We start from the raw sequence: 22,906 nt of genomic DNA on the forward strand, positions 1-22,906 counted from the left end.
CATGTTACTGTCATTCTTTAGGGGAAGAGTAATCTACGCGTCACTACTCTCAAAATCAAAGGGCCTTTTCATAACCCTTTTCATCATCCTGTTACTAAGTGGTATTTATACAGGCATCCAATTGTTGCTTCCTCAGCATGGACTGACTGGGTACTACTTATATCCTTCTGAAGGAGAAAATGCAGTACTCCATCCCATAGATGTATCATCATCAAAGATACGGTCTGGCCTAAACAAAAAGGTTTACAAGGGAAACCCGAAGGGGCAACTTGTAGAAGAGAGGATTGAAGATAGACCCATCTATTTCGAATGGCTTTCTGATGCAAAAAAATCTTACAAATCGCCATTTACCATCGAATGGAATGGCCTTTTAAAAATAGAACGTCGATGTGATTATACCTTTCTATTGGGCTCAGACGATGGATCAGAACTGTTTCTCAATGGCAAATGTATCATTAATAATGGGGGTGTTCACGGCCTTGTAGAAAAAAGACAAACGGTATGCCTTGAACCTGGATTTTATCGTATTCATTTGAGGTATTTTGATCAAGGTGGCAAGTCTATACTGCATCTGAAGTGGAAGTTTTCAAATGAGGATGAAACGGTAATACCTCCATCTCAATTCTATCAGGAAACAAATGTTCAGGATTTACATACGGTCGACGCTACAATACCTTACACTTTGAGAATTGAACCTGATAGCATCATAAAAGAGACAAACGTTGTGTTCAAAAAAAATGATCCTACCCTCGTATTTAAGAATCACGGTATACTGAGAACCTATTATGTAAATTATTGGGATAATCATCGTTTTGACCCACCGACAGAGGTTCCTGCTTACAATATCCTATGGAGGGGATCTATTTGGATACCAAAGGACGGCACATATACATTTAAATTCAACACAAATGGTGATGCTTTTTTGTTTATTGATTCAAAGCCTATTATAAAATATCGTACTGGAAGTGATTCAACCGCACAAGTATCTTTGGAGAAGGGTTGGAAATCTATACAAATTAATTATTTTAATCCAAAGAAATATGCTACGTTACATCTGCTTTGGCAAAGGCCAGATAATAGCAAACTCACAAGTATTTCCTCACGGTATTTAAAGCCTTCCGAGGATACAGGGTTCTTAAGGGGGGCTAGATTATGGTGTGCGGCAGGATTTATCATTACCTCCGTTTCTATCATCCTTAGTTTCTTCCTGGTGTTAAGGAATACAATCGCAAATCGTATTCAAGGATATCTTGCTTATATAAAACAAAATTGGTCTATCGTAGCTTTGATTGTTATTGTTATTCTCGGGGCTATTTTAAGGCTTAACAATTATAGTGTAGTTCCACCTCACGGCGATACGATGGACCCTTATTCAGAGGCATGGAATGGTTATCATATTCTGCATGGTGATGGACCTAAATCATGGGAACCACCCTATTTTCTGTCAGCCTACAAAGCCGAAGATATAAAATTTATTCGATGGTTTGGGGACAGTTTTAGGATTGTAAAAGGCTATATTGATCACCCACCATTATTTTCCATTTTTGCAGGCATCCCCCCGACAATTTGTGGCGCTAAGGATTATTTAGATTGTCGGTTTACCACGATCAATTTGGCTCCAATATTTTTCTCAACGCTTACCATTGTTCTCGTATTTCTTGTTTCTTATAATATATACCACTCCAATACACTAGCCATTATTGCAAGCCTGCTTTACGCCACAATTCCACTCTTTGTTGCTGCCGGAAGAATTGCCAAAGGAGACGGTCTGCTTGCGCTTGTTTTCATTTCGGGAGTATTTTGTGTTTTAAAATATATCGAATCTCAAAAAAAGAGATACATGATTTTTGCCGGGCTCCTGGCAGGGTTGTCGTTCTGGTGTAAAGAGACAGGTATCTGCGCGATTGTAATTTTTCCCATACTATTGGGCCGAAAGGGCTTTATAAAGGAAGCTGGCATAATTGCAGGAATTGGTTTTCCGGTAGCAATAGGCTATTTTCTGTATAATTATTTAATTAATCCAGAGGCATTCTTCAAGATGCTGGCTTTACGCAATGAACAGCACGTGACTGTGTTCAATATTGTGCTCAAGTATTTAAAGGAACCGAGACTTGCCCAGGTCACTGCAAATTTTGGTATGGGATATTTCTTGTGGTTTTGGTATGTAATAGTTTATTCGATGGGGAAAAGAGACCAAGTCGTTCCCATAACGACCTTTATTTTTCTCATGTGTCTGTGTGCCGTATCATCGGATATTTATTCATATGGCTGGTATCTTTTTCCTATGTATCCCTTTATGGCAATTGCGGGTGGATTATTTATGAGGGATTTTATCTCAAAGCCAAATACTGCAAAGGCGCTCTTAATACTTTTACTACTAATGGCAGTTCCTTTAAAAGAAATCCTTCCGGGAGATTTATCTAAGGCACCGTGGCTGTTCAGATGTTATCTTGCCATTGGCATCCTTCCTTTCCTGGCAGTTGATTTTCTGAGAAATCGGATTACTGCCACGATTGCTAAAGCTACCTGTTATACCTATATTTCCCTTTTCATCATGATGAATGTCTATATCGTTTATCACTTACAAGACGTCTATGACCCACTGAAATAAACGAATCCATCAACTCTTTTCTTTGCCTGTGGCTAAACTGTTAAAAATTATTTATTGGTGTTATTTAGTATTGCACAATTCATTATATAATTATAAACGTTATCTTCGCCGAGTAGGCACCTCAGTCCATCTGGTATTTCCCAAAATACCTTAATGTGCCCTTTTCCCATACTATTGTAATATTTGACCTTGATGTCGTAATACCCTTCGGTCAGATACATTGTTCCTTCTTTCGTTCTAATTCCATGGTCTCCTCCATTATCGACAACCAATTTGTCGTTAATGTATAAAAATGACCCGTCATCCGATTCCGTATAAAATTTATAGAGTCCACTTCGTGGGGCATATAATCTGCCATTCCAAATAATGCTATATTGTTTTCCAGAAAAGATTTCGTTAAAGGTATCATCATGAAAAGAAATTCTATTGTCGCAACGGATTAATTTTGGTTTGCCATCGAATGACTTGTTTTCATAGTACCAGCCTGAAAATCCTGGCTGTGTAATATAGTTACTTTTCTTATTTAAAGTCGTTTCTTCTCTGTCTACAAATGCAATGACGATTTGCATAGTTAATATACTGATAAGAAGAATAATTAAGCTTAACTTAAAATATTGTGCATTTTTTTTCAATAGAGCAACTCCCTTATTTATTTTAGAAATAGACCATGAGCTATGAAAGACATCAGTAGCCTTTAATTCTGCCTTACGACTAAAGCTCATTATTCCAATCATAACAATCAGGTAAAATGGTACCAATGATAAAGCATCTGGCAAATGAAGGACGTTGCCTAAATTGAATGAATTGAATGTGTCCCCCAAAAAATTATTTGTGAAAATGGGCATTTTATTGAGTGACAGATTTGAATCGAAAAAATTCTTGAAATAGAATTCCATTACAGGATTTCGGTATCTACCAGAAGGAGTTTCTGGTGTGACAGAAACTGCCATAAGCATAGAAAAAAATGATGCCAATGTACTACATATCGATATTTTCGGATATTGCTTTATAAAAAAAGAAGATAAGAGAACCGTAAAAGGTATCATCGCCACAAGATGCCGAGGCCCCAAAGACCACCCACCGTCCCAATGACGGTAAGAGGCATTAAAAACAAAAAAGTATAGAGTTATTACGGCTGAAATGAGAAATTCTTTGGAAACACCCTTTTTCTTGAAGAAAAAGTAAATCCCAGGAAAAAGTAAAAAAAGGAACGGGCAATAAAAGAATATACCCCTGTAAGAATCGAAAGAGATCTTATATAAAGTTGTTATACGAGGAAAGGAAATTGTTTTAACGGTTTCTTTTAAACCAGAATGAATTTCTGCATCTCTAATAAAAAACGAGAAGTAGCTGAAATGGATAGGATTACCATAACACAAGTAATTATAAAACAACAAGAGTAAGGCTGGAATGGAAGACCCCATTAAGAAATAAATGATGTATTTTCTCTTTTCCGATGTAATAAAAAATACATAAAGGAATAACATCATCCATACGAAAAAACAGGGATATTCAGTGATTACCGAATATCCCGCTAATAAACCGCTGAAAAAAAGGCTCGAAAAATAATGTATCTTTTTGTTTTTTAGAACAAAAAGGATGTAAAAGGCGATAAAGGAACATGCGGCGGCGATTTGATGCGCGTATAAGATTGTTGAATAAGCAAAAGCTGTTGTTCCAAAGGCATATCCCATAGTTCCAATAAATGCTGCCAAAGTGTGTTGTGTTAAATTGTAAATGAATTTATAGAGTACAACACATAAAATAGCAGAAATGAAACCAATCGTTAGCCAACTAATAAAATAGCATACAAATAAGTAATAGGTGTCTTCCTTCATGAAATGAAGGAAGAAATTTTTTAATTGAAACAATACAAAACCGATGGGAACACTAAGAAAGGTCAAGCCAGGGGCCTTGTTAGGAAAGATAAAACCTTTATATACACTTATGTCGTGGGTATTGTAAGCAAACCTGTTTATTGAAAGTTCACCATATTCAACAACCGATCTGATTTGATCATAAGTAGCATTTTGGTTGGCGCCGCCACCGTGAAAAAAGTATCCGTAAGAAAAAAAGCATAAAAAGAATAAAGTAATCTCTACTTTGTTGATCTTTACCCATTGCCACATTTTCAAATAGAAAGCCATCGGTTGTTAAAATATTTTCCTCTAAATAAAATTGTATTATAGCAAACGCCTTAATTCACAACGGGGTATACAAAACAAAGGAAACTTCCACATACCATCCACACAGTACTCAGAAGTAAGCTGGCATATTTATTTTCGCCCAACAATTATTTGATTTAATAATAAAAAGTTCAGTCTACATAACTTCGCTACCTTTTCGATCATCAATTCAAAGGGTATCCCGATAGGGGAGATCATAAATCGTTCAGCCTGTACGATTTCAAACCCTATTTTTTCGAATAAAAATATGAGTTTACCTAAATTAATGAGTTCGTTATGTTCCTCTTCTTTTAAATGGCCAATATGCGTAGCAATTCCTTCCCAGAATGGGTGAGGAGTAGTCATGACAAATATGCCATTTATCCGTAAGACCCGAAAGGCTTCACGGACTAATTGGGTAGGGTCCGTGACGTGTTCAATAATTGCCGTGGCGATCGCAATGTCGAACACATTGTCTTTGAAAGGCAATACCAGGGCATCTCCCTCTATCAGATAGATAGTTTTACTCTTGCTACAGCTTATCAAATCGCTCGCATATTCAATACCTATGCAGGTCGTATTGGGAAATGCCTCTTTCAAATTGTTCAGCATGAGGCCATCGGCAGCTCCAATGTCCAGAATTGACCTCGGTTTTTCTGGATGGAATTGTTCTATGCCTTTTAATACTTCAAAGGTTCTTCTCTTCAATCTATAAATATGTGATCGTTTTGTCCGGCGTGCAATGGCATATTCCTTATTTAAAACCCCTTTCATGACTGCATCCCAAAGACCTTCAGTCCAGCCCTTGCCATACGTTTAAATTCTCCGATAGAGCGCACGTGTATCAATCGCTTCAAGATATACCTAGGTCTCGTATAAAAACTCTTATAGGCATAAACAATTAATTCTTGCAGTTCCTCACGGGTAAAATTTTCTTCCCAACACTGCGGCTGAAAGTTTTTGGTGGGATTTTTGGCAAATTCTCGCCAGAAATCTTCTTTTATAATGCCGTCTCTCAATCCCATCTTATATATTTCCGTGGCAGGGAATGGTGTAAATATCGTGATATGTACGAAATCGGGCTTTAACTCCTTGGCGAATGCAATCGTTTCCATGATTTCTTTCCTCGTTTCTTTTGGACATCCGATCATGAAATACGCCAGGACGGATATACCTGCCTCTTTTGTCTCCTGAAAGGTAGTCCTTACCCTGTCCACAGTAATTCCCTTATTTAATATCTTTAGTATTTCAGGATTGCCCGATTCCACCCCGTAATGGATGCGTTCGCAGTTTGCCTCTTTCAGTTTTTTTAACAGGTCTTTATCAATATTATTTACCCGTGCCCTTATATCCCATCCGATATTGAGTTTTCTTCTTACAATCTCATTGCATACCTCTATTACGCGCTGTCTGTCTATGGTGAAGGTATCATCATAGATCAGGAATTCTCGTATGCCCAGTTTAACGCATTCTTCCATTTCGTTTACCACATTCAATGCCGACCTTGCGCGAAAACTTTTACCCAAATGAGGTCGATCGCAGAAAGTGCATCGATACGGACAGCCCCGGCTCGTAAACATCGTGGTGATAGGCGTTCTCTTTGCCATGAGGGAACTATATTTATGGACAGGGGTCATGTGTCTGGCAGGGAAAGGCAAGTTGTCGAGGTCTTCATTGAGTGGTCGAGCACCTGTGTTAACAATTCTGCCATCATCTTTAAAAACTAATCCGGGGATATTCCTTAATCGGGTCTTATCGTTTATGTTTTCTACGAGTTCTTTAAAGGTAATTTCCCCTTCCCCCAGAACAAGAAAATCGACCCCGGGAATATTGATAGTTTCTGCAGGATAAATGTGTACGTGCGGACCTCCCAAAACAACCTTTATGTTTGGATGCACGGATTTCACCAGATTTATAACCTTTATGACGTCTATAAGGGTAAAGGTCATGACTGTTATACCGATGACATCCGGTAATTTTGCGCGAATGATATTGTTTAAACGATCATAGCCAATCTCCTCAGCCTGGGTGTCCAGGACTTCCACATCGAAGTCAGTATGCTTTTCCAGGTAACCGGCAATATATAATATTCCAAGAGGTGGATTATAACCTCGTTCCTCTTCGATAATGCTGGGATTGTTTCCCAGCAATTCGTTTTCAGAAGGCGGATTGATTAAAAGTATTTTCATAATCGGCTTCTTTTATCTATAAGGTCTGCAATCATCCCAATGGCAAGAATTTGTACTCCGGAGATAAAAAGTATGACGGTGGTAATATCCATGACCTTGGGGGTGAATAAATAACTCAGTACAAGGACAGCAATACTGGAGATGAAGAAAAATGCGCTGATAGGTAAAAAAATCTTGAGCGGGTCGAAATATAAAACTGTCCGGATAATGAGCTGAAGAAAGTTCAGGGTATCCCGAATAGGGCGTATTTTTGACCTTCCCGAACGCATTTTATATTCGATAGGAACAAAATCAACAGCGTAATCGTTGGTGAGCATAGCGAGTGTGATCGTTGTCGTGAAGGAAAAACCATCGGGGAGCAAATGGATAAATTTCATCACAACGTCTTTTTTCATTGCGCGTAAGCCAGAGTTTAAATCAGGAATCCTTATTCCCGTCAAATAATTGGCCAGTTTATTGAGCACCCATTTTGCAGGTTTTCTCATGAAAGGAATGTTTGAATTGCTGATTCCTCTGGCCCCAACAACCATCTCACTCTTTGATAATTGAGCAAGCAGTTTGGGAATATCCTGCACGGGGTATGTCCCGTCTGCATCTGATATAATAAGCGTGTTATATTTTGCGTGCCTGATACCTGTTTTAATGGCAGCCCCATAACCCCGATTGAAGGGATGCCGGATCAATACAACATCCCGGGTGTTTTGCATCGTTTCAGGTGTACCATCGGTAGAGCCATCGTCTACAATGATAATCTCCCATCGATTGCCATATCTTTTTTTTAATGATTGCAATGACTCAATTACTTGTGATATTCCTTCCCTTTCATTGTAAGCGGGAATGATAATGCTTGCTTCTTCTAACATGTATCGCCTTTGTTTTGTAATTTTGCCGGCTGCGAAACAAAATGGCTGAATAGTAATGAAAATGATTATAATTCATGCGTGTAATATTCTCAATCTTTTTTAATCTCAGCTTGAATATAAGGGTTATACGGAAATCAATATTAAAAAATGTTATTGATTTTGACTAAAATTATCTGTATACATATCGTATATTTTTAGTTAATATGGCCGTAATCAAACAATTTCTCCCTTTGTGTTACCGCTTGCAAACTAATAATAAAGGGTGGCATGGACTTCGTCGTGATGGTTCGACACGCTCACCATGCACAGTGCTGCGCACTGAGACTGTCGAAGGGTCAGTCGAACGATAAACTTATTTGTCCGTGTTTAACTGATTAGAGATAAATAACTATGAAAAAACCGAATGCAAAACAAATGTCTGATCCGTCAAAGGCAGTGGTAGCAATAGATAAAGGATTGAAAGATTTTGACAAACAATTCAAGGCCTTGACAACGGGTTTTTCCTCTATGATGAAGTCCTTTGACGCTGTTACAAAAAAGATAGACGCCTTTGGAAAACGTATAGAAATTCTGGAAAAATTGTCGGCTTCATCCGGAAAAGCCCTGGAGTCAAATAAAAAACAAATGGAGTCTGTGCTAAAAAATTTTCTTGAAGTAGGGAAAAGAATAGAATCCGGGATAAAAGAGCTCGTGACAAAAGATAAGGGAATGGAAGATATGGCAAAAAAAGTAAATAGCATTGAAAAGAACCTTGAACTGTTAAAATCCAGCATTGAGACGATGGAAGATGCTATTGGTGATATGGAAGACAACAATGAAGAGGTATTGGATATTGCGCAAGAGATACATGATTCTTTAGAAGAGGATGAAATGCATTAAGAAATAATTATTTCACTAGGGGGTCTCGTTTATATTATGAGGAGTAGGAATTATGAGCGAAGAAAAAAATACAACTGCTGAGGGTCGATCTTCAAAGAGATCTGTATCTAGTCAAAAACCTTCCACCAAAAAACCTCAAAAAGAAAGAGTAGTATCTGATGTCCAGACAAAACCTGTTGGTGAAGTGAAGCCTGTTGTGTCGCTTGCAAAGAAAATCGACGACATTGTGGAGGAGATAGAAAACAAACCCATAAAATCTTTTGAAAAAAAGGAGCAGGAAAAGCTTCTCCAATCGTATGAAAAATTAATATCTAAAATGGTACGGGAGATTAATAATTCGAGATGGTAATTTTCTTGAAATAGTTTAGATCTAAAAGATTTATGATCTCAGGGTGCTGTAATCGTCACGGCGGTATGATGGCTGTAATGAATTACTTACCTTTTCTTAAATCCATTACATAGCTGTTAATAAAGGCTATTATCCTATTTGCAACATCATTTTGGGATAGACAGGCTGTGTTTATCACAAAATCTGCAACCCTGTCATAAAGCGGCCTTCTGTATGCCAAAAGATATTCAATTTCCTCGTGTTTACCACGATTCGTAAGGCTTGGTCTTCTCTGCTGTGTTTGTGTATCTTCGTGGATTCTCTTGTAGATGGTATCCACGTCAGCATCCAGATAGATTACGATCCCGTTTTTCTTAAGCTTCCTTATATTTTCTTCCCTCAGGATTGCACCTCCGCCCGTGGCAATGACCTTGTTGTCGAGAATACATAACTCCGAAATGATTTGCGCCTCGATTTCCCGGAATAATTTTTCTCCACCAACTGCAAAAATGTTTTTAATGGTCTTTCCTTCTTTTTGTTCCAGGTACTCATCGGCATCGATAAATTCTTTGCCAAGCCGTTGAGCAATCTTTCTCCCTATGGTTGTTTTGCCGGTTCCGCGAAAACCAATCAAGACAATATTCAATTGTGATAAAAGTGATCTCTGTCACTCTCCAAGTAATTTTTTATAAGCAATATTTTCAATTAGTGTAAGTGGTGGTTTCAGGTCTGTCCACAGTTCAAATTGTGCCGCTGCCTGGTTTACGAACATCGGCAAACCGCCGGCAATTTTACAACCCTGAGCTTTGGCTTCACGCAATAGTCTTGTTTCTATCGGATTATAGATAGTATCAAAAACGATCATGCCGGGTTTTAGTTGATTCTTATCGATCGGAGTTTCATTGATCGTGGGAAACATGCCCACAGGGGTAGCATTAATCAGGATATCTGTTTGAATTAAAGGCAGATCATTGACTTTTTTGGATAGACAGCCAACATCGCTGGCGAGTGACTGTGCCCGCTCAGAATTCCTGTTTACAATCGTTACCTGTGCTCCACGCTCCTGCAATCCAAAGGCGATTGCCCGGGCGGCGCCACCGGCGCCTAACAAGGTAACGCGTCTTCCTTTTAAGCGATCGTTTTTTGTGTCTGTTAGAGATACTTGATTCATATCTTCCAATGCTTGAATGGCCGCCTTACAGTCTGTATTAAAACCGACTAACTGGCCACCTTTGTTCACAATGGTATTTACTGCACCAATCTTTTTTGCTATTGGGTCTATTGCATCCAGGTGATTTATTACCGATTCTTTATGAGGAATTGTTACGCTGTAACCTTTTACATCCAATCCTCTAAACTCTCTGATAAAGTCATCGATTTTATCTACCTTAAAAGGAACGTAAACGTTATTCAAATTCATTTCCTTGAAGAGCGTGTTATGGATAATTGGACTGATGCTGTGAGAGACCGGGTTTCCAATCAATCCGTAGATTGCCGTATTTTTGCCTTGCCTCTGCGCCTGATAGGTATGTAAAAGTTCTTGAATACTGATTTGTCCAGGGGCAGATTCCTTCCCCTTCTGGAGAGACGCAAATGTCAGATAACTGCCAAATTTTTTATATAAGATACGGCTGATGATGCCATACTCACCCATACAAAACGAGATTAATGGCGCCCGTGCTTGTTGGAGTAATCGATATATTTTGATGTTATCCGTAATATTGTTTGCATAAGTGACAATTTTTACAATATCGGCGCCATACTGGCTAAGTTTCTGATAAATGGCGGTTAAATCACCGGGTGTTTCACGAAAATTGTGGTAGGAAATGATGAGTTTCGTTTTATTCGTAGGGACACGGAGCTCCGTGTCCCTACTTATATATTGAATACTGTCATGTTCGACATCGACGAAATCAGCTTGTAACTGGATAGCGAGTTTTAGGAGTGCAATCCTTTCTTCTTCACTTCCATCGAATCTGCCACCTTCTCTGACGGGCCTGTTTGTAACAATCACAGGCTTTGTACGCCTTTCAAATATCCGCTTCAGATCTGGATTTTTTATGTAGTCAAGGCGTAATTCGATAATGTCTGCTGTCTGTGATGCCTCTGCCATATCCCGGAGAACATCATCAATGTTGTTTGCGATGATTGGTATGCAGATCATGTGTTTGTTTGAGAGATATTTGGTTTGGATTTTTAACTTTTATTAGTTACAGGTAACTACTTTCGTTTCATTGCAGCCACCTTGTTGATGGCGTTTAAGTATGCCTTTGCGCTGGCCTCAATGATATCCGTACTTACCGCACGTCCCCCTACGGTCTTACCATCCACATCGAGATTCACATAGACCTCACCCATTGCGTCTTTTCCACTGGTAACAGCGCGGATGTTATAATCTTGTAACTTGCCAGGGATGCCTGTTGACAGATCAATCGCCTTAAAAAGGGCATCGATGGGACCATCACCAATGGTAGTATTATCCACCAGACGACCATCCTGTAATTTTAGTCTCACCCCGGCTGTTGGTACCATATTGGGTCCACAACTGATACTGAGGCTTTCTAATTGAAAGATGTTGGGGACATCCATTTTTTCTATGCCGATAATGGCCTCGATATCCTCATCAAAAATCTCTTTCTTTTTATCGGCAATATGCTTAAATTCCTCAAAAGCCCGTTCAAATTCTTTTTCAGATAATTCGTATCCCAGTTCCTTGATGCGTGTTTTAAAGGCATTCCTCCCGGATAATTTTCCGAGCACAAGCCTGGTCTTTAAATACCCGACGTCTTCAGGTTTCATAATCTCGTAGGTAGTACGTTCCTTGATTACCCCGTCCTGGTGTACCCCTGACTGGTGTGCAAATGCATTTTCACCGACGATGGCCTTATTCCTCTGGACGCGCAGTCCCGTCAGAGTGCTTACCAGTCTGCTTGTGGCAATCAATTCCTTTGTGACAATACGAGTAGAACGTTGGTAAAAATCATGACGTGTCTTAATGGCCATAACGATCTCTTCCAGTGCTGCGTTCCCTGCCCGTTCTCCGATACCATTGATGGTACATTCGACCTGTTGTGCACCAGCCTTTACTGCGGCAAGGGAATTAGCCACGGCAAGCCCCAGGTCGTTGTGACAATGTACGCTAATTATTGCTTTATCAATATTTTTAACGTTTTCTTTTAATCCGCGGATAATGGATGCATATTGATCGGGCGTGGCATAACCTACGGTATCGGGAATATTGACAGTCTTTGCACCGGCATCAATAACGGCCTCAACAACCTGAATGAGAAAGTCTAGTTCCGTTCTGGAGGCGTCTTCCGGAGAAAATTCTACGTCATCTACATATTTTAAGGCATGTGTAACCCCTTTAACGGCCAAATGAAGGATTTCTTCCTTTGCCTTGAGGAGTTTGTATTTTCTGTGTATTTCAGAGGTGGCAAGAAAGACATGTATTCGTGGTTTTTCTGCCTTTTCCAGTGCCCTGGCAGCACTGTCAATGTCCTTTTCAACAGCACGGGCAAGACCTGCTACGGAAACCCCCCGAATTTCCTGGGCAACTCTACTTACTGATTCGAAATCACCCGGTGACGAGACGGGAAATCCTGCCTCAATAACGTCCACATTCAATAGCGCCAATTGTCGTGCAATCTGGACCTTCTCATTAATATCCAGACTGGCGCCCGGAGACTGTTCTCCGTCTCGTAGTGTAGTATCAAAAATAATGATGTTATTATTGGTCACGAATATTTTTTTCTCTTATTCCCAAAATCAAATAAAGTACCGTCATGATAGGATAATTGCAAAATTTTACTACATGTGGTGAATACATTCAATACCTATTTAAAATTAAGGGATTGATAAGTTATATCGCGTCTCATTGATAAATATTGCTAATAAACTTCACTTTGTTGCAGAATTGGGTGAAAAAAGGTAGAATTTCCAAGGGAGTTGAGACATGAGTATATTGTGAAGAGGGTGTTGATATGTTCTCTATCTATTTTGTTACTATTCCGTTCTCGATCTCTGTGATTTTAATGCTTCAGAGATATGATAAAAAGGCCGATATTTGTGTCACAAAAATCGATTGTAAAATTCGGGTTTTTTTCTAATAAAGTCTTAGATTTTATAAAAGGGGGGAAAAATGCCTTACTCGTTAAGATGTTTTATAAATAGATCTCTGAAATATTTTACCATGATGGTGTTTTTTGCGGAATTCCTTTTTCTTGCCAGTTGTATGACTCAAAAGAAAACAACAATTACCCCGAAAACCGTAATCACCCCTCCCGGAGAAATTACCATTACCAAAGCAGAAGAAGCGGCAACAAGTGCAAAAGAGGAGAAAGGAATTACTGAAGAATCCTTGAAATGCATAACATGTCACGAGGAACGTGGGGTGACACATGGCTGGGTTGCCGATTGGCAGGGTAGCAAGCATGCAAGAAAGGGTGTGGGATGCGAGGCATGCCACATTAGCTCAAATGCAGAACTCGTAATGAAGGAAATGACAGAATTGGAATATCTCAGCATGAATGGGAACAGTTGCGATGACACTAGGGTTCAGCGCAAGGTTACTGCCAGCAATTGTGGCAAATGCCACAGAAAAGAATACAAGGAATTTATGAAGAGTCGCCACTCCATTGGCTGGCAAAGGGTGATGGAGTGCGAGAAACTTATGGAAATTTCTAAAGACACCCGTTCAGAAAAGTGTGAGCAGTGTCATAATATCCAATTTAAATGCGATTCATGTCACACGCGGCATACCTTCAATACCCTTGAGGCTAAAACGCCCGAGGCATGCAGGACGTGCCACATGGGTTCAGATCATCCCCATCACGATGCATACATCTCTTCCAAGCACGGGACTGTTTATACGGCAAGTCAATCGGCCATATTAAAAGAATCTCAATCTATTCAATCCTTGCGTTCGCCTGTATGTGTTACCTGCCATATGCCCCAGGGTAATCATGATATGAGTTTCGGACTTACCTGTGGCCCTGTTGCAGGAAGTAGACTGTCTTACATAGACAGGAATGGCGCTGCCATAGATGAAATTGAATTAGCAAAAAAACGTGAAGAAATGCTGTCTGTCTGTAATACATGCCATTCCTTACGCTTTGCAAAGAATGCATTAACGAGGGCTGATGATATATATAAAAATATTGAGGCTGTAATAAAAGAGGCGAAGGATATTGTTATTGGTTTAGAAAAGGAAAAGATTTTGATTCCACCAATTGGTGGAGTAGTGCAAATTTCTTTGCCTGGTCATGCCTTCATTGACGGAAACCTGCAATCCTATACAAATAAATCCAAAATAGAGCGTCTTTTTATCAAATTAACATACAGTGCTGCTGTTACATGGAAAGGGGCTTATCATGAAAACCCGGGCTATACACACGTATATGGGTGGGCAAAACTCCAGGAAGATTTGAGCGATATGAAAGAAGAAGTGAAAAAATTACGGGAAGAAGCAGAACTCAGAAGGAAGATGAAAATGAAGCTGCGATAAAATGCCGAAGCAGGGAGTTGAACCCTGACCCCGTTGCCGGGACTAGACCCTGAATCTAGCGCGTCTGCCAATTCCGCCACTTCGGCCTATAAGAAATTTGAATAACTGATTGTAAAAAATAAAAATAACCAAGTCAAAGGAATTTTAATAAATTGGTCTTGCATTGCTATTGGCAATCTGTTACGATTTTAATCATTTTTAATAATTCGATAATTATTTATGAGTTGCAATTGCTGATGGAAATTATAGCGAAGAATAGAAAAGCGTATTTCCAATATGAAATCCTGGAAAAGTTTGAAGCGGGCATTGTGCTCACTGGAACAGAAGTTAAATCGATTCGGAATAAAGATGTAAGTATCAACGAAAGTTTTGCTCATATCGATAATGGAGAAGTTTTTATTCACGAAATGCATATTGGACAATATAAACAGGGAAATAGACAAAATCATGAGCCCAAAAGGGTAAGAAAGCTTCTTTTGCACAAAAAAGAAATCAGCAAGATAGTTGGTAAAGTCAAACAAAAGGGATATACGATGGTTCCCTTAACTTTATATTTTAAGGAAGGTTTTGTAAAGGTGGAGCTTGCCCTTGTGAGAGGAAAGACGACTATAGATAAGCGGGAAGATATCAAAAAACGAACCATTGAGAGGGAAATACAGAGAGCCATGAGATAATTTGGAAATTCTTTATGGCAAATCCACTAAAGAAAGTGAAAAGGAGAATATGCCTCCTGTAAGGATATTAATCGTAGAAGATGAACGTCAAACAGTTGATGCGTTAAGGGATTTGTTTGAACAGAATGGCTACGAAACAGAAGTTGCCCTTAATAAACAAGTGGCTTTAGCCATACTCCAGGAGAGAAAAATGGATCTTGTGATCGTAAGCACAATGGTTCAGGAGATTTCTGGCCTGGAAATACTATACGAAATGAAAAAAATAATTCCCAATATACCTATTATTGTGATCAGTAACCAAAAATCAAAACGTATTGAATCTTCTTTCACGAAAGCAGGTGCAAACGTTTTTATTGTAAAGCCTCTAGAAGCATCGTTTGTCTTGCAAACGATCGAGAATTTATTAGAAGCTCGATTTGTCATTGCTGCACCCAAAAAAACAAAGTCGTACTCAAAAAGCAAGAAATAATTTCTTTCCCGTATTGCAAGATTTATGCATTGTCTCAGGTTAAACTTAAGGGTGTGTTTTCATACCTTTGCATTTTTCTTAATGTTTGGTGCGTTTTTTGTCACCTTTCTTGAAGCAAAAATAATAAATCCGAATAATCTCAACAAACGCCTCCAGCATATATTAAATAATCCATCTCTCAAAAACGTGTCGTACGGTATTAGTATTGTATCAGCAAAAAAGAACTCTTCCCTGTTCAGTTACCGAAGTAATGATTTATTCAGTGTTGCTTCCAATATGAAACTGCTTACCACGTCAGCTGCCCTGGACTATCTGGGACCAGATTTCGAGTATAAAACAATTATTAAAACCAATGGTATAATAGCGGCTTCAGGGGAACTTAATGGGGACGTTATTATCAAAGGAAGCGGTGATCCGAATATTTCGGGGAGATTTTATCAAGAGAATATCTTAGCTATTCCGGAATTCTGGGCACAAGCTATAAGAAACCGGGGTATTTGTGCAATCGCGGGAGATATCATAGCGGATGACACTATATTCGATCGTATGTATGTTAATCCTGATTGGCCGCAAAACCAATTGTCTGAATGGTATTGTGCCCCAAGTTGTGGGTTATCCTTTAATGATAATTGTGTCGATATCACAGTCATTCCCGACAAAAGGCCGGGAAGCGCTGTAACACTTTTAATAGACCCGGATACGTCATATTTCACAATCTTTAATAACTGTGTTTATACAACCGACAAAAAGAAGCACGCATATTCTATCCATCGGAAACCGGGCACTAATCAGATATTTATTAAGGGAATGTTCTACGTCAATGCATCTCCTGAAAAGAAGTGGGTAAGTGTACATAATCCGGCACTTTATCTTGCAACTGTCTTTAAAGAAATTCTCGAAAAGAATGGTATTGCAGTGCATGGGAATGCTCGATTAATTGATAAGGGTGATTCTATCAAATCTGATTTGGAAGTGATTACACAAACTACCTCTACAATGGAACAGACCATCCTTGTAACAAATAAACAAAGCCAAAACTTTTATGCCGAACAAATAATTAAAACCCTGGGGGCGCAGATTAAGGGCAGAGGAACTTTAGAGGCTGGGATAGAGGTTATACAGGATTTTATGGCAAAATTAGGTTTTCAACCTGAGGAATATCAAATTAATGATGGATGCGGTTTGTCAAAAAGTAACCGACTTTCACCCAAAATGATAACTACTCTTCTTGCGTATATGAGGAAACATCCACATGCAAAGGTACTGTGGGATTCTTTGCCTACTTCAGGAACAGACGGAGGGCTGCGTCGGCGAATGATTTCTCCACGATACAAAGATAAAATACGTGCGAAAACCGGGTATATTGCAAAGACATCAACACTTTCTGGATATGTCGATACTCCTCATGGAGATGTACTTGTCTTTTCAATTCTTATGAACAATTTCAAAAATCTCAGTAAGATTATGAAACTCCAGGATGATATTTGTAAAACTTTAGTAGATTGTTATAATTAAAAATCATATGAGTGAACATATTAAAAAAGTATACTCTTTCTATTCATGGATTTATGATGCCTTTTTTGGAAAAATTTTTGAGCATGGAAGATATTCCGCCTTTCATATGATGAACGTAAAGCCCAACGAAACTATACTTGAAGTTGGCGTGGGAACTGGATTGTCATTACCTTTATATCCAAAGGATGCCAGGGTGGTTGGAATAGATATCAGTCAGGAGATGTTGGATAAGGCAGAGTCGAAAAAACAATACTACCATTTATCCAATGTTAACCTCTATGTCATGGATGCATCATCTATGACATTTGCGGATAATAGTTTTGATAAAGTCATTGCCTCTCATGTAATCACGGTGGTGCCTGACCCTTTGCATACTTTAAAAGAGATAAAAAGGGTATGCAAAAAGGGCGGAGAAATTTTTATATTGAATTATACAGGGTGCAATAACAAACTTATCTCACGTTTTGAAAAATTCATTTCTCCATTCCGGGATAAGGTAGGTTTAGGGAAACACATTGATCTGGATGAACTGTTGCTGGATACGCGCCTCTCTATACTCTGCGAACAGAGAGTTAATTTCTGGGGGATGTGCCGGCTGATAAAATGTAAAAACAGCTATTAGCTGGCCTAAGTATCTAACGTTTTCGGCCAACACAGATATAATTAAATCCCAGTTTCTTCACCTCGTCTGGTTCGTATATATTTCTGCCGTCGATTATATTCGGATGCTTTATTAATTGCTTGACTCTTTTTAGGTCAAGGTCTCTAAACTCATTCCACTCTGTCACGATAACCAGTGCATCACATCCTTTCACTGCGAAATATGGGTCGTCGCAGTATGTTACGTCTTGTAAAATCTTCTTCGCAGTTTCCTGTGCCTCGGGATCGAATGCCTTTATCTTCGCACCCAGCTCTTGCAGTTGCTGAATGATTGAGATGGAGGGTGCTTCCCTCATATCATCCGTCTTCGGCTTAAAAGCGAGTCCCCATATGGCTATATTTTTGCCTTTCAACACTGGCACGAGTTTCTTGATTTTTTCAATAAGAGACCTCTTTTGCAGCTCGTTTACTTCATCTACGGCAGTTAATATTTTTGCCTCTACGCCATTTGATTTCATGATCTCAATAAGGGCTTTGACATCTTTGGGAAAACAAGAACCGCCATATCCAGCACCTGCTTGCAGAAATCGGGGGCCTATTCTAGAGTCCAATCCGATTCCCTTTGCGATGGCCTTTATGTCACCTCCCACCTTTTCACAAAGTTGTGCCATCTCGTTCATAAAGGAAATTCGTGTTGCAAGCATTGCATTACTGGCATATTTAATTAATTCGGCACTACGAATGTCAGTAAACATAATGGGCTTGTCTGCCCTTGCAATGCCGCTATAGATTGATGTCATAATACGCTTTGCTTTTTCACTCTGCAACCCAATCACAATCCGGTCAGGATTCGTGAAATCCTTGATTGCTTCCCCTTCTCTCATAAATTCAGGATTAGAAACAAGATCGTATTTTATACGTTTATTTTGGAATGATTTTATCACCTTTCCGATTTTTTCTAACGTTCCTACAGGAGCAGTACTCTTGTTCACAATAACTTTATATCCACCCATATGCCTTCCAATATTCTCTGCAACGGAGATAATGGCGGAGGTGTCTGCACAATTATTAGCGTCTGGCGGTGTTCCCACGGCAATAAAAATAACTTCCGAATTTTGAATCCCTTCTTTGATATTTGTTGAAAAGGCAATCCTTTTTTCTCTTGCATTCCTATCTAGCATATCTTTCAAACCGGGTTCGTAGATAGGTATAATGCCTTTTTTCAAACTAGTTATCTTGTTTTTATCCACATCAATGCAAATTACATCATTACCCATGTCCGAAAGGCATGTACCTGCAACAAGTCCCACATAACCACAGCCAATGCAACAGATTTTCACGTAACCCTCCTTAAATCATGAAAAGTTTTTCTTATAAAATAAAAAAGCAGTAAGAAAAATGAATTGTACATTAATCACTACTGCTTTTTAAACTTACAAGAAATTCTTTTTGGTTTATTGTAAAGGATTTTTCACTAACTTTGTACCAAAAGCGTGTGCTGTTTTCCCGATACGATATTCACCATCTACTGCGACGGTAATTTCTTTAACCATGCTATTGATTGATACATTTTCAGGTTCACCATCGCTAAGTATGACTTTGTAGGATAAAGACCAATCTTTTATGTCCTTATCTGGATCGACAAACAAGGATCCAATTTTTTTCGAGAGGTCATTGATCTTTTCCGTTACGAAGATAAGCCGGATGTTATTAAGATTAACCAAACGTTCTTGATAAACCTTGGGACTTTGGTAAGCGGGTTTAAACTCGGGGATAAATTCAGCAACTCTTCCTAAGGGAATGGGAGCGTCCAAAAACTTTATTGAATATTCCTTTACGCGGTACGTTTTTTTTGCTTCGGACAAATCTTCTCCATAATAGAACCGATACTCGAGATTATTACCGTTTCTTGTGAGATAATAGAAATCATGGATTATAACATCATACAAAAAGGTTGCCCTGAGGATACTTTCCTCTTCTGGTTTTACCATCATATATCGTCTGAAAGGTTCTTCTTCACAATATAAGTAAGTTGGCTCACCAAATTTTTCGTTGATTTCTGTTTTCGTTGCCCAAAGATAACCGTCATCTAACGTTTCTTTCGCATGTAAAGAACTCGCAGAAAAAAGACCCGCACTAAACAAACCCAAAACAGACAGAACAAAACTCAATTTCCTCTTCATAAATTCTCGTTCCTTCCCATTATTGCTTAATAGCCACAAGGTTGCACCTAAATCATTACGAAACAGTAAAAATAAAGAAAAAGTATATAAACAAGTAGTGTATTTGTCAATCAATAAATTGGTAAGTGGCGTTTTGCCTGAACATTATTCCTAAAGTATATCTTTAGTTATTCATAATTTTTTAAAATGTTTGACAATTCTGCCTATAATTGTTACAGATATAAACTATTGTATATTTACAAAGTATTCGTTAAACCTTATAGATAATGGGAATATAAAAATGTTCAGAAGATTTTGTGTTTCGATAATTGTCATGCTTCTTACCTTAAAAACCTTACACGCCTTCGAATCCGGTACTATCCGGGGAAGGGTCATTGATGGCTTTGGTAAACCTATTCCTTTTGCAGATATCGAGGCGTTGTCTGATGGGTCAAAATCGAAAACCAGTTCAGATCCAACAGGCACTTTTTCTGTTAGTTATAATCCCGGCAATGTTAAGCTTACCTTCAGCAGGGAAGGATATGTCCCGGCATATATACCATTATCGTTTGAGGAAAAAACAGATCTTTCGATAGATGACATTACCCTATGGAAGATACCACCTAAAGGTGGTCTCTTTGTTGTAGGTGACAGTGACTATATAGGAATTAATAACGGTGAATACTATTCTGAAAGCAGTAGTAAGGAAAGACGCTTTTATGTAAAAGGTTCACCAACGGTGATTAAAGGCCAAAATCTGAGGATTATTGATTTCCAAACAGATAATCCTTTGGTGATAGGGAAGACGCTTTATCGTGTGGATTCACAAGGTTCAGTTGGAAGTATAGTCTTTTATCCTTCGCAAAAATATGTTTTGAATAAAGAAGAGGATTCCTATACGAAGATTGCCGATAATGTTGGTATGAGGAAAACGGATTTACCTCCGGGCCGGTATTTTTATTGTACAGGGGAGATTACCATACGGTCAAAGACCGGGTTTGGGTTCTTTTTCGAGATATCCTCTTAAACAGAAGGTGTTTTTTTGTGGCCAGGTGCAGTCTCAGATATAATCTTCCTGAGTTCTTCGCCTTCGATAACTTCTTTTTCCAAAAGGAGTTTTGCGAGAATTTCTAAACGGTCTTTATTTTCTTCGAGGATACCCCTTACCCTTGCGTGAGTATCGAAGATGAGCCTCTTAACCTCAGTATCAATATCCTTTGAAACTTCTTCACTCAGTTCTCGACTTGTGCGAAATCCCAGATCGAGGAATTGCGATCTTCTGCCGTTTTGGAATGTCATGGGACCCAATTTATCACTCATACCGTATTCCCTGACCATGCTCATTGCTATATCTGTTGCTCGTTCCAGGTCGTTCTGTGCCCCCGTGGAGACCTCATTAAATTTAATTTCTTCTGCTACCCTGCCACCCAAAAGGACAGCAAGTCTGTCCAATAATTCTGACCGCGTCAATAAATAACGGTCCTCAGTCGGCAATTGTAAGGTATATCCAAGTGCAGAAATTCCCCGTGGAATAATGGAAATCCTGTGGACTTTATCGGCGCCAGGAACTGTTTCAGCCACTAAGGCATGGCCCGACTCATGGTAGGCAATAATCTCCTGTTCCTTTTTGCTCATGACCTTTTTTTTCTTTTCTAGTCCGGCAATTACCCTGTTTATGGCTTCTTCAAAACTGTCCATTCCGACAGCCTCCTTACCTACCCTTGCGGCAAGAAGCGCTGCCTCATTGACTACGTTGGCCAGATCTGCACCAACAAATCCTGGCGTCCTTGCTGCAATGATTTTTATGTCTACGTCCTTGCCAAGCTTTACATTTTTGCAGTGTACCTTTAATATCTCTTCCCGCCCTTTGATATCTGGTCTATCCACCAGAATATGTCTGTCGAATCTCCCAGGCCTCAATAAAGCAGGATCCAGTATCTCAGGTCTGTTGGTCGCTGCCATAAGAATAACACCTTTCCTTGTGTCAAATCCATCCATCTCGAGGAGAAGTTGATTCAGGGTGTTTTCACGTTCCTCGTGGCCGCCCGATATAGGTGCTGCTGCCCGCACTTTTCCCAGGGCATCAATTTCATCTATGAATATAATACAAGGGGCTTTTTCTTGTGCCTGTGCAAATAAATCACGTACACGTGCGGCGCCGACTCCTACAAACATCTCAACAAATCCCGATCCTCCAATGGAAAAAAATGGTACTTTTGCTTCCCCTGCAACTGCCTTGGCGAGCAAGGTCTTTCCTGTCCCTGTGGGGCCAACCAGTAATACCCCTTTGGGAATCTTTCCGCCCAATCTTTGGTATTTTTGCGGGTTTTTAAGATAGTCTATGACCTCTTTCAATTCTTCCTTCGCCTCATCTACTCCCGCTACGTCGTCAAAAGTAACACCCGTATCCTTATCGATGTAAAGATTTGCCCTGCTCTTACCAATGGACATGAGTCCGGCCCCCGTTGCCCCACGCCTCATGCGCGACATCAGTATTAAAAATATTATCATGGGTATAAACCAAATAAAAAAAAGGCTTTGACCCCATCCGCCATTCGTTGTAGCAGAGAATTTTACATTATGCGCTATCAATTCCTTAATCAGGTCTGGATCTTCTATCTTTACCGTTGTTACAATTTTTTTCGCCTTCTGTCCCTCTTCAGGTTTTAAAATCCCTTTAATAGTGGTGGAATCTATAATTACCTCTTCCAGCTTATTTGCTTGAATCAGCTTCTTAAAATCGCTGTAAGGAATCTTTTCTGTTACTGAGAACGCAATACGGGGAACTGTTACTATAGCCAGAAAGAGGAAAATTACAAAGAGGCTAGGAAAAAATCTTTTCGTCATTTTACCAGTTCCTACAATTGCACTTTTTGAAAAGTAAAATTTATTCTATCGAACAAACAACGGCAATAATAAAATATATCAAATTATATACTTTTTTG

At 39.2% G+C, this 22,906-nt stretch carries 19 protein-coding genes and 1 tRNA gene; 9 read left to right on the forward strand and 11 right to left on the reverse strand.

The window, feature by feature from the left end; genetic code table 11:
• Position 1: 1 nt before the first annotated feature.
• Positions 2-2,611 carry a phospholipid carrier-dependent glycosyltransferase gene (locus E3K36_02780; protein ID MCF6154180.1) on the forward strand — a complete coding sequence of 870 codons (2,610 nt, stop codon included), beginning with the start codon at positions 2-4 and terminating at the stop codon, positions 2,609-2,611.
• A gap of 47 nt (positions 2,612-2,658) precedes the next feature.
• Here the strand turns inward: E3K36_02780 and E3K36_02785 are convergent, their stop codons facing one another.
• The 4 genes from E3K36_02785 to E3K36_02800 form a co-directional block, all read right to left on the reverse strand.
• Complete coding sequence (locus E3K36_02785; GenBank protein ID MCF6154181.1) at positions 2,659-4,758, reverse strand: hypothetical protein; 2,100 nt, start codon at positions 4,756-4,758, stop codon at positions 2,659-2,661.
• A gap of 129 nt (positions 4,759-4,887) precedes the next feature.
• Positions 4,888-5,550, reverse strand: coding sequence for a class I SAM-dependent methyltransferase (locus E3K36_02790; GenBank protein ID MCF6154182.1), 663 nt, complete (start codon positions 5,548-5,550; stop codon positions 4,888-4,890).
• On the reverse strand, positions 5,547-6,965 hold the full coding sequence (locus E3K36_02795) for a radical SAM protein (protein ID MCF6154183.1): 1,419 nt from the start codon (positions 6,963-6,965) through the stop codon (positions 5,547-5,549). The genes E3K36_02790 and E3K36_02795 overlap by 4 nt, the downstream gene beginning before the upstream one ends.
• Entirely contained in the window at positions 6,962-7,828 is an 867-nt protein-coding gene (locus tag E3K36_02800; GenBank protein ID MCF6154184.1) for a glycosyltransferase family 2 protein, read from the reverse strand. Before E3K36_02800 ends, E3K36_02795 begins: the two co-directional genes overlap by 4 nt.
• Before the next feature lie 390 nt (positions 7,829-8,218).
• Between E3K36_02800 and E3K36_02805 the strand changes: the two genes are divergently transcribed.
• Both E3K36_02805 and E3K36_02810 read left to right on the forward strand, forming a co-directional pair.
• Complete coding sequence (locus E3K36_02805) at positions 8,219-8,707, forward strand: hypothetical protein (GenBank protein MCF6154185.1); 489 nt, start codon at positions 8,219-8,221, stop codon at positions 8,705-8,707.
• A gap of 52 nt (positions 8,708-8,759) precedes the next feature.
• Complete coding sequence (locus E3K36_02810) at positions 8,760-9,056, forward strand: hypothetical protein (GenBank protein ID MCF6154186.1); 297 nt, start codon at positions 8,760-8,762, stop codon at positions 9,054-9,056.
• A gap of 82 nt (positions 9,057-9,138) precedes the next feature.
• On the opposite strand, the gene E3K36_02815 is transcribed toward E3K36_02810, so the two are convergent.
• Genes E3K36_02815 through E3K36_02825 form a run of 3 tightly spaced genes read right to left on the reverse strand, consistent with a single transcriptional unit; the run spans position 9,139 to position 12,776 of the window.
• Positions 9,139-9,681: a shikimate kinase gene (locus E3K36_02815; GenBank protein MCF6154187.1), complete on the reverse strand. Its 543-nt coding sequence runs from the start codon at positions 9,679-9,681 to the stop codon at positions 9,139-9,141.
• Positions 9,682-9,702: 21 nt separating this feature from the next.
• Positions 9,703-11,199, reverse strand: coding sequence for a shikimate dehydrogenase (locus tag E3K36_02820; GenBank protein MCF6154188.1), 1,497 nt, complete (start codon positions 11,197-11,199; stop codon positions 9,703-9,705).
• A 56-nt stretch (positions 11,200-11,255) separates the two neighbouring features.
• On the reverse strand, positions 11,256-12,776 hold the full coding sequence (locus E3K36_02825) for a 2-isopropylmalate synthase (GenBank protein MCF6154189.1): 1,521 nt from the start codon (positions 12,774-12,776) through the stop codon (positions 11,256-11,258).
• 400 nt (positions 12,777-13,176) lie between these two features.
• On the opposite strand from E3K36_02825, the gene E3K36_02830 reads away from it, so the two are divergent.
• Entirely contained in the window at positions 13,177-14,541 is a 1,365-nt protein-coding gene (locus E3K36_02830) for a hypothetical protein (protein MCF6154190.1), read from the forward strand.
• A 2-nt stretch (positions 14,542-14,543) separates the two neighbouring features.
• On the opposite strand, the gene E3K36_02835 is transcribed toward E3K36_02830, so the two are convergent.
• Positions 14,544-14,627: transfer RNA gene (locus tag E3K36_02835), tRNA-Leu, on the reverse strand.
• A gap of 150 nt (positions 14,628-14,777) precedes the next feature.
• On the opposite strand from E3K36_02835, the gene smpB reads away from it, so the two are divergent.
• The 4 genes from smpB to E3K36_02855 are packed head-to-tail and all read left to right on the forward strand — an operon-like array spanning position 14,778 to position 17,821.
• Positions 14,778-15,215, forward strand: coding sequence for an SsrA-binding protein SmpB (gene smpB / locus E3K36_02840; GenBank protein MCF6154191.1), 438 nt, complete (start codon positions 14,778-14,780; stop codon positions 15,213-15,215).
• Position 15,216: 1 nt separating this feature from the next.
• Positions 15,217-15,684: a response regulator gene (locus tag E3K36_02845; GenBank protein ID MCF6154192.1), complete on the forward strand. Its 468-nt coding sequence runs from the start codon at positions 15,217-15,219 to the stop codon at positions 15,682-15,684.
• Positions 15,685-15,708: 24 nt separating this feature from the next.
• Positions 15,709-17,199 carry a D-alanyl-D-alanine carboxypeptidase/D-alanyl-D-alanine-endopeptidase gene (gene dacB / locus E3K36_02850; protein ID MCF6154193.1) on the forward strand — a complete coding sequence of 497 codons (1,491 nt, stop codon included), beginning with the start codon at positions 15,709-15,711 and terminating at the stop codon, positions 17,197-17,199.
• Positions 17,200-17,206: 7 nt separating this feature from the next.
• Positions 17,207-17,821 carry a class I SAM-dependent methyltransferase gene (locus E3K36_02855; GenBank protein MCF6154194.1) on the forward strand — a complete coding sequence of 205 codons (615 nt, stop codon included), beginning with the start codon at positions 17,207-17,209 and terminating at the stop codon, positions 17,819-17,821.
• 13 nt (positions 17,822-17,834) lie between these two features.
• Here E3K36_02855 and E3K36_02860 read toward each other — a convergent pair whose 3' ends face one another.
• Together E3K36_02860 and E3K36_02865 are read right to left on the reverse strand one after the other, a co-directional pair.
• Positions 17,835-19,139 carry a UDP-glucose/GDP-mannose dehydrogenase family protein gene (locus E3K36_02860; protein MCF6154195.1) on the reverse strand — a complete coding sequence of 435 codons (1,305 nt, stop codon included), beginning with the start codon at positions 19,137-19,139 and terminating at the stop codon, positions 17,835-17,837.
• A 114-nt stretch (positions 19,140-19,253) separates the two neighbouring features.
• Entirely contained in the window at positions 19,254-19,982 is a 729-nt protein-coding gene (locus E3K36_02865; GenBank protein ID MCF6154196.1) for a hypothetical protein, read from the reverse strand.
• 280 nt (positions 19,983-20,262) lie between these two features.
• Here E3K36_02865 and E3K36_02870 point away from each other — a divergent pair, with 280 nt between their 5' ends.
• On the forward strand, positions 20,263-20,988 hold the full coding sequence (locus E3K36_02870; protein ID MCF6154197.1) for a carboxypeptidase regulatory-like domain-containing protein: 726 nt from the start codon (positions 20,263-20,265) through the stop codon (positions 20,986-20,988).
• On the opposite strand, the gene E3K36_02875 is transcribed toward E3K36_02870, so the two are convergent.
• Positions 20,985-22,808, reverse strand: coding sequence for an ATP-dependent metallopeptidase FtsH/Yme1/Tma family protein (locus E3K36_02875; GenBank protein MCF6154198.1), 1,824 nt, complete (start codon positions 22,806-22,808; stop codon positions 20,985-20,987). The two genes, E3K36_02870 and E3K36_02875, sit on opposite strands and share 4 nt — an antisense overlap.
• Positions 22,809-22,906 lie beyond the last annotated feature (98 nt).

Source organism: Candidatus Brocadia sp. (assembly GCA_021646415.1).
GTDB lineage: Bacteria > Planctomycetota > Brocadiia > Brocadiales > Brocadiaceae > Brocadia.

What these genes read in the sequence shown, in the direction of transcription:
- E3K36_02780 (MCF6154180.1), top strand. Translation starts at nt 2, where the DNA reads ATGTTACTGTCATTCTTTAGGGGAAGAGTAATCTACGCGTCACTACTC.
- E3K36_02785 (MCF6154181.1), bottom strand. Translation starts at nt 4,758, where the DNA reads ATGGCTTTCTATTTGAAAATGTGGCAATGGGTAAAGATCAACAAAGTA.
- E3K36_02790 (MCF6154182.1), bottom strand. Translation starts at nt 5,550, where the DNA reads ATGAAAGGGGTTTTAAATAAGGAATATGCCATTGCACGCCGGACAAAA.
- E3K36_02795 (MCF6154183.1), bottom strand. Translation starts at nt 6,965, where the DNA reads ATGAAAATACTTTTAATCAATCCGCCTTCTGAAAACGAATTGCTGGGA.
- E3K36_02800 (MCF6154184.1), bottom strand. Translation starts at nt 7,828, where the DNA reads ATGTTAGAAGAAGCAAGCATTATCATTCCCGCTTACAATGAAAGGGAA.
- E3K36_02805 (MCF6154185.1), top strand. Translation starts at nt 8,219, where the DNA reads ATGAAAAAACCGAATGCAAAACAAATGTCTGATCCGTCAAAGGCAGTG.
- E3K36_02810 (MCF6154186.1), top strand. Translation starts at nt 8,760, where the DNA reads ATGAGCGAAGAAAAAAATACAACTGCTGAGGGTCGATCTTCAAAGAGA.
- E3K36_02820 (MCF6154188.1), bottom strand. Translation starts at nt 11,199, where the DNA reads ATGATCTGCATACCAATCATCGCAAACAACATTGATGATGTTCTCCGG.
- E3K36_02830 (MCF6154190.1), top strand. Translation starts at nt 13,177, where the DNA reads ATGCCTTACTCGTTAAGATGTTTTATAAATAGATCTCTGAAATATTTT.
- smpB (MCF6154191.1), top strand. Translation starts at nt 14,778, where the DNA reads ATGGAAATTATAGCGAAGAATAGAAAAGCGTATTTCCAATATGAAATC.
- dacB (MCF6154193.1), top strand. Translation starts at nt 15,709, where the DNA reads ATGCATTGTCTCAGGTTAAACTTAAGGGTGTGTTTTCATACCTTTGCA.
- E3K36_02855 (MCF6154194.1), top strand. Translation starts at nt 17,207, where the DNA reads ATGAGTGAACATATTAAAAAAGTATACTCTTTCTATTCATGGATTTAT.
- E3K36_02865 (MCF6154196.1), bottom strand. Translation starts at nt 19,982, where the DNA reads ATGAAGAGGAAATTGAGTTTTGTTCTGTCTGTTTTGGGTTTGTTTAGT.
- E3K36_02870 (MCF6154197.1), top strand. Translation starts at nt 20,263, where the DNA reads ATGTTCAGAAGATTTTGTGTTTCGATAATTGTCATGCTTCTTACCTTA.
- E3K36_02875 (MCF6154198.1), bottom strand. Translation starts at nt 22,808, where the DNA reads ATGACGAAAAGATTTTTTCCTAGCCTCTTTGTAATTTTCCTCTTTCTG.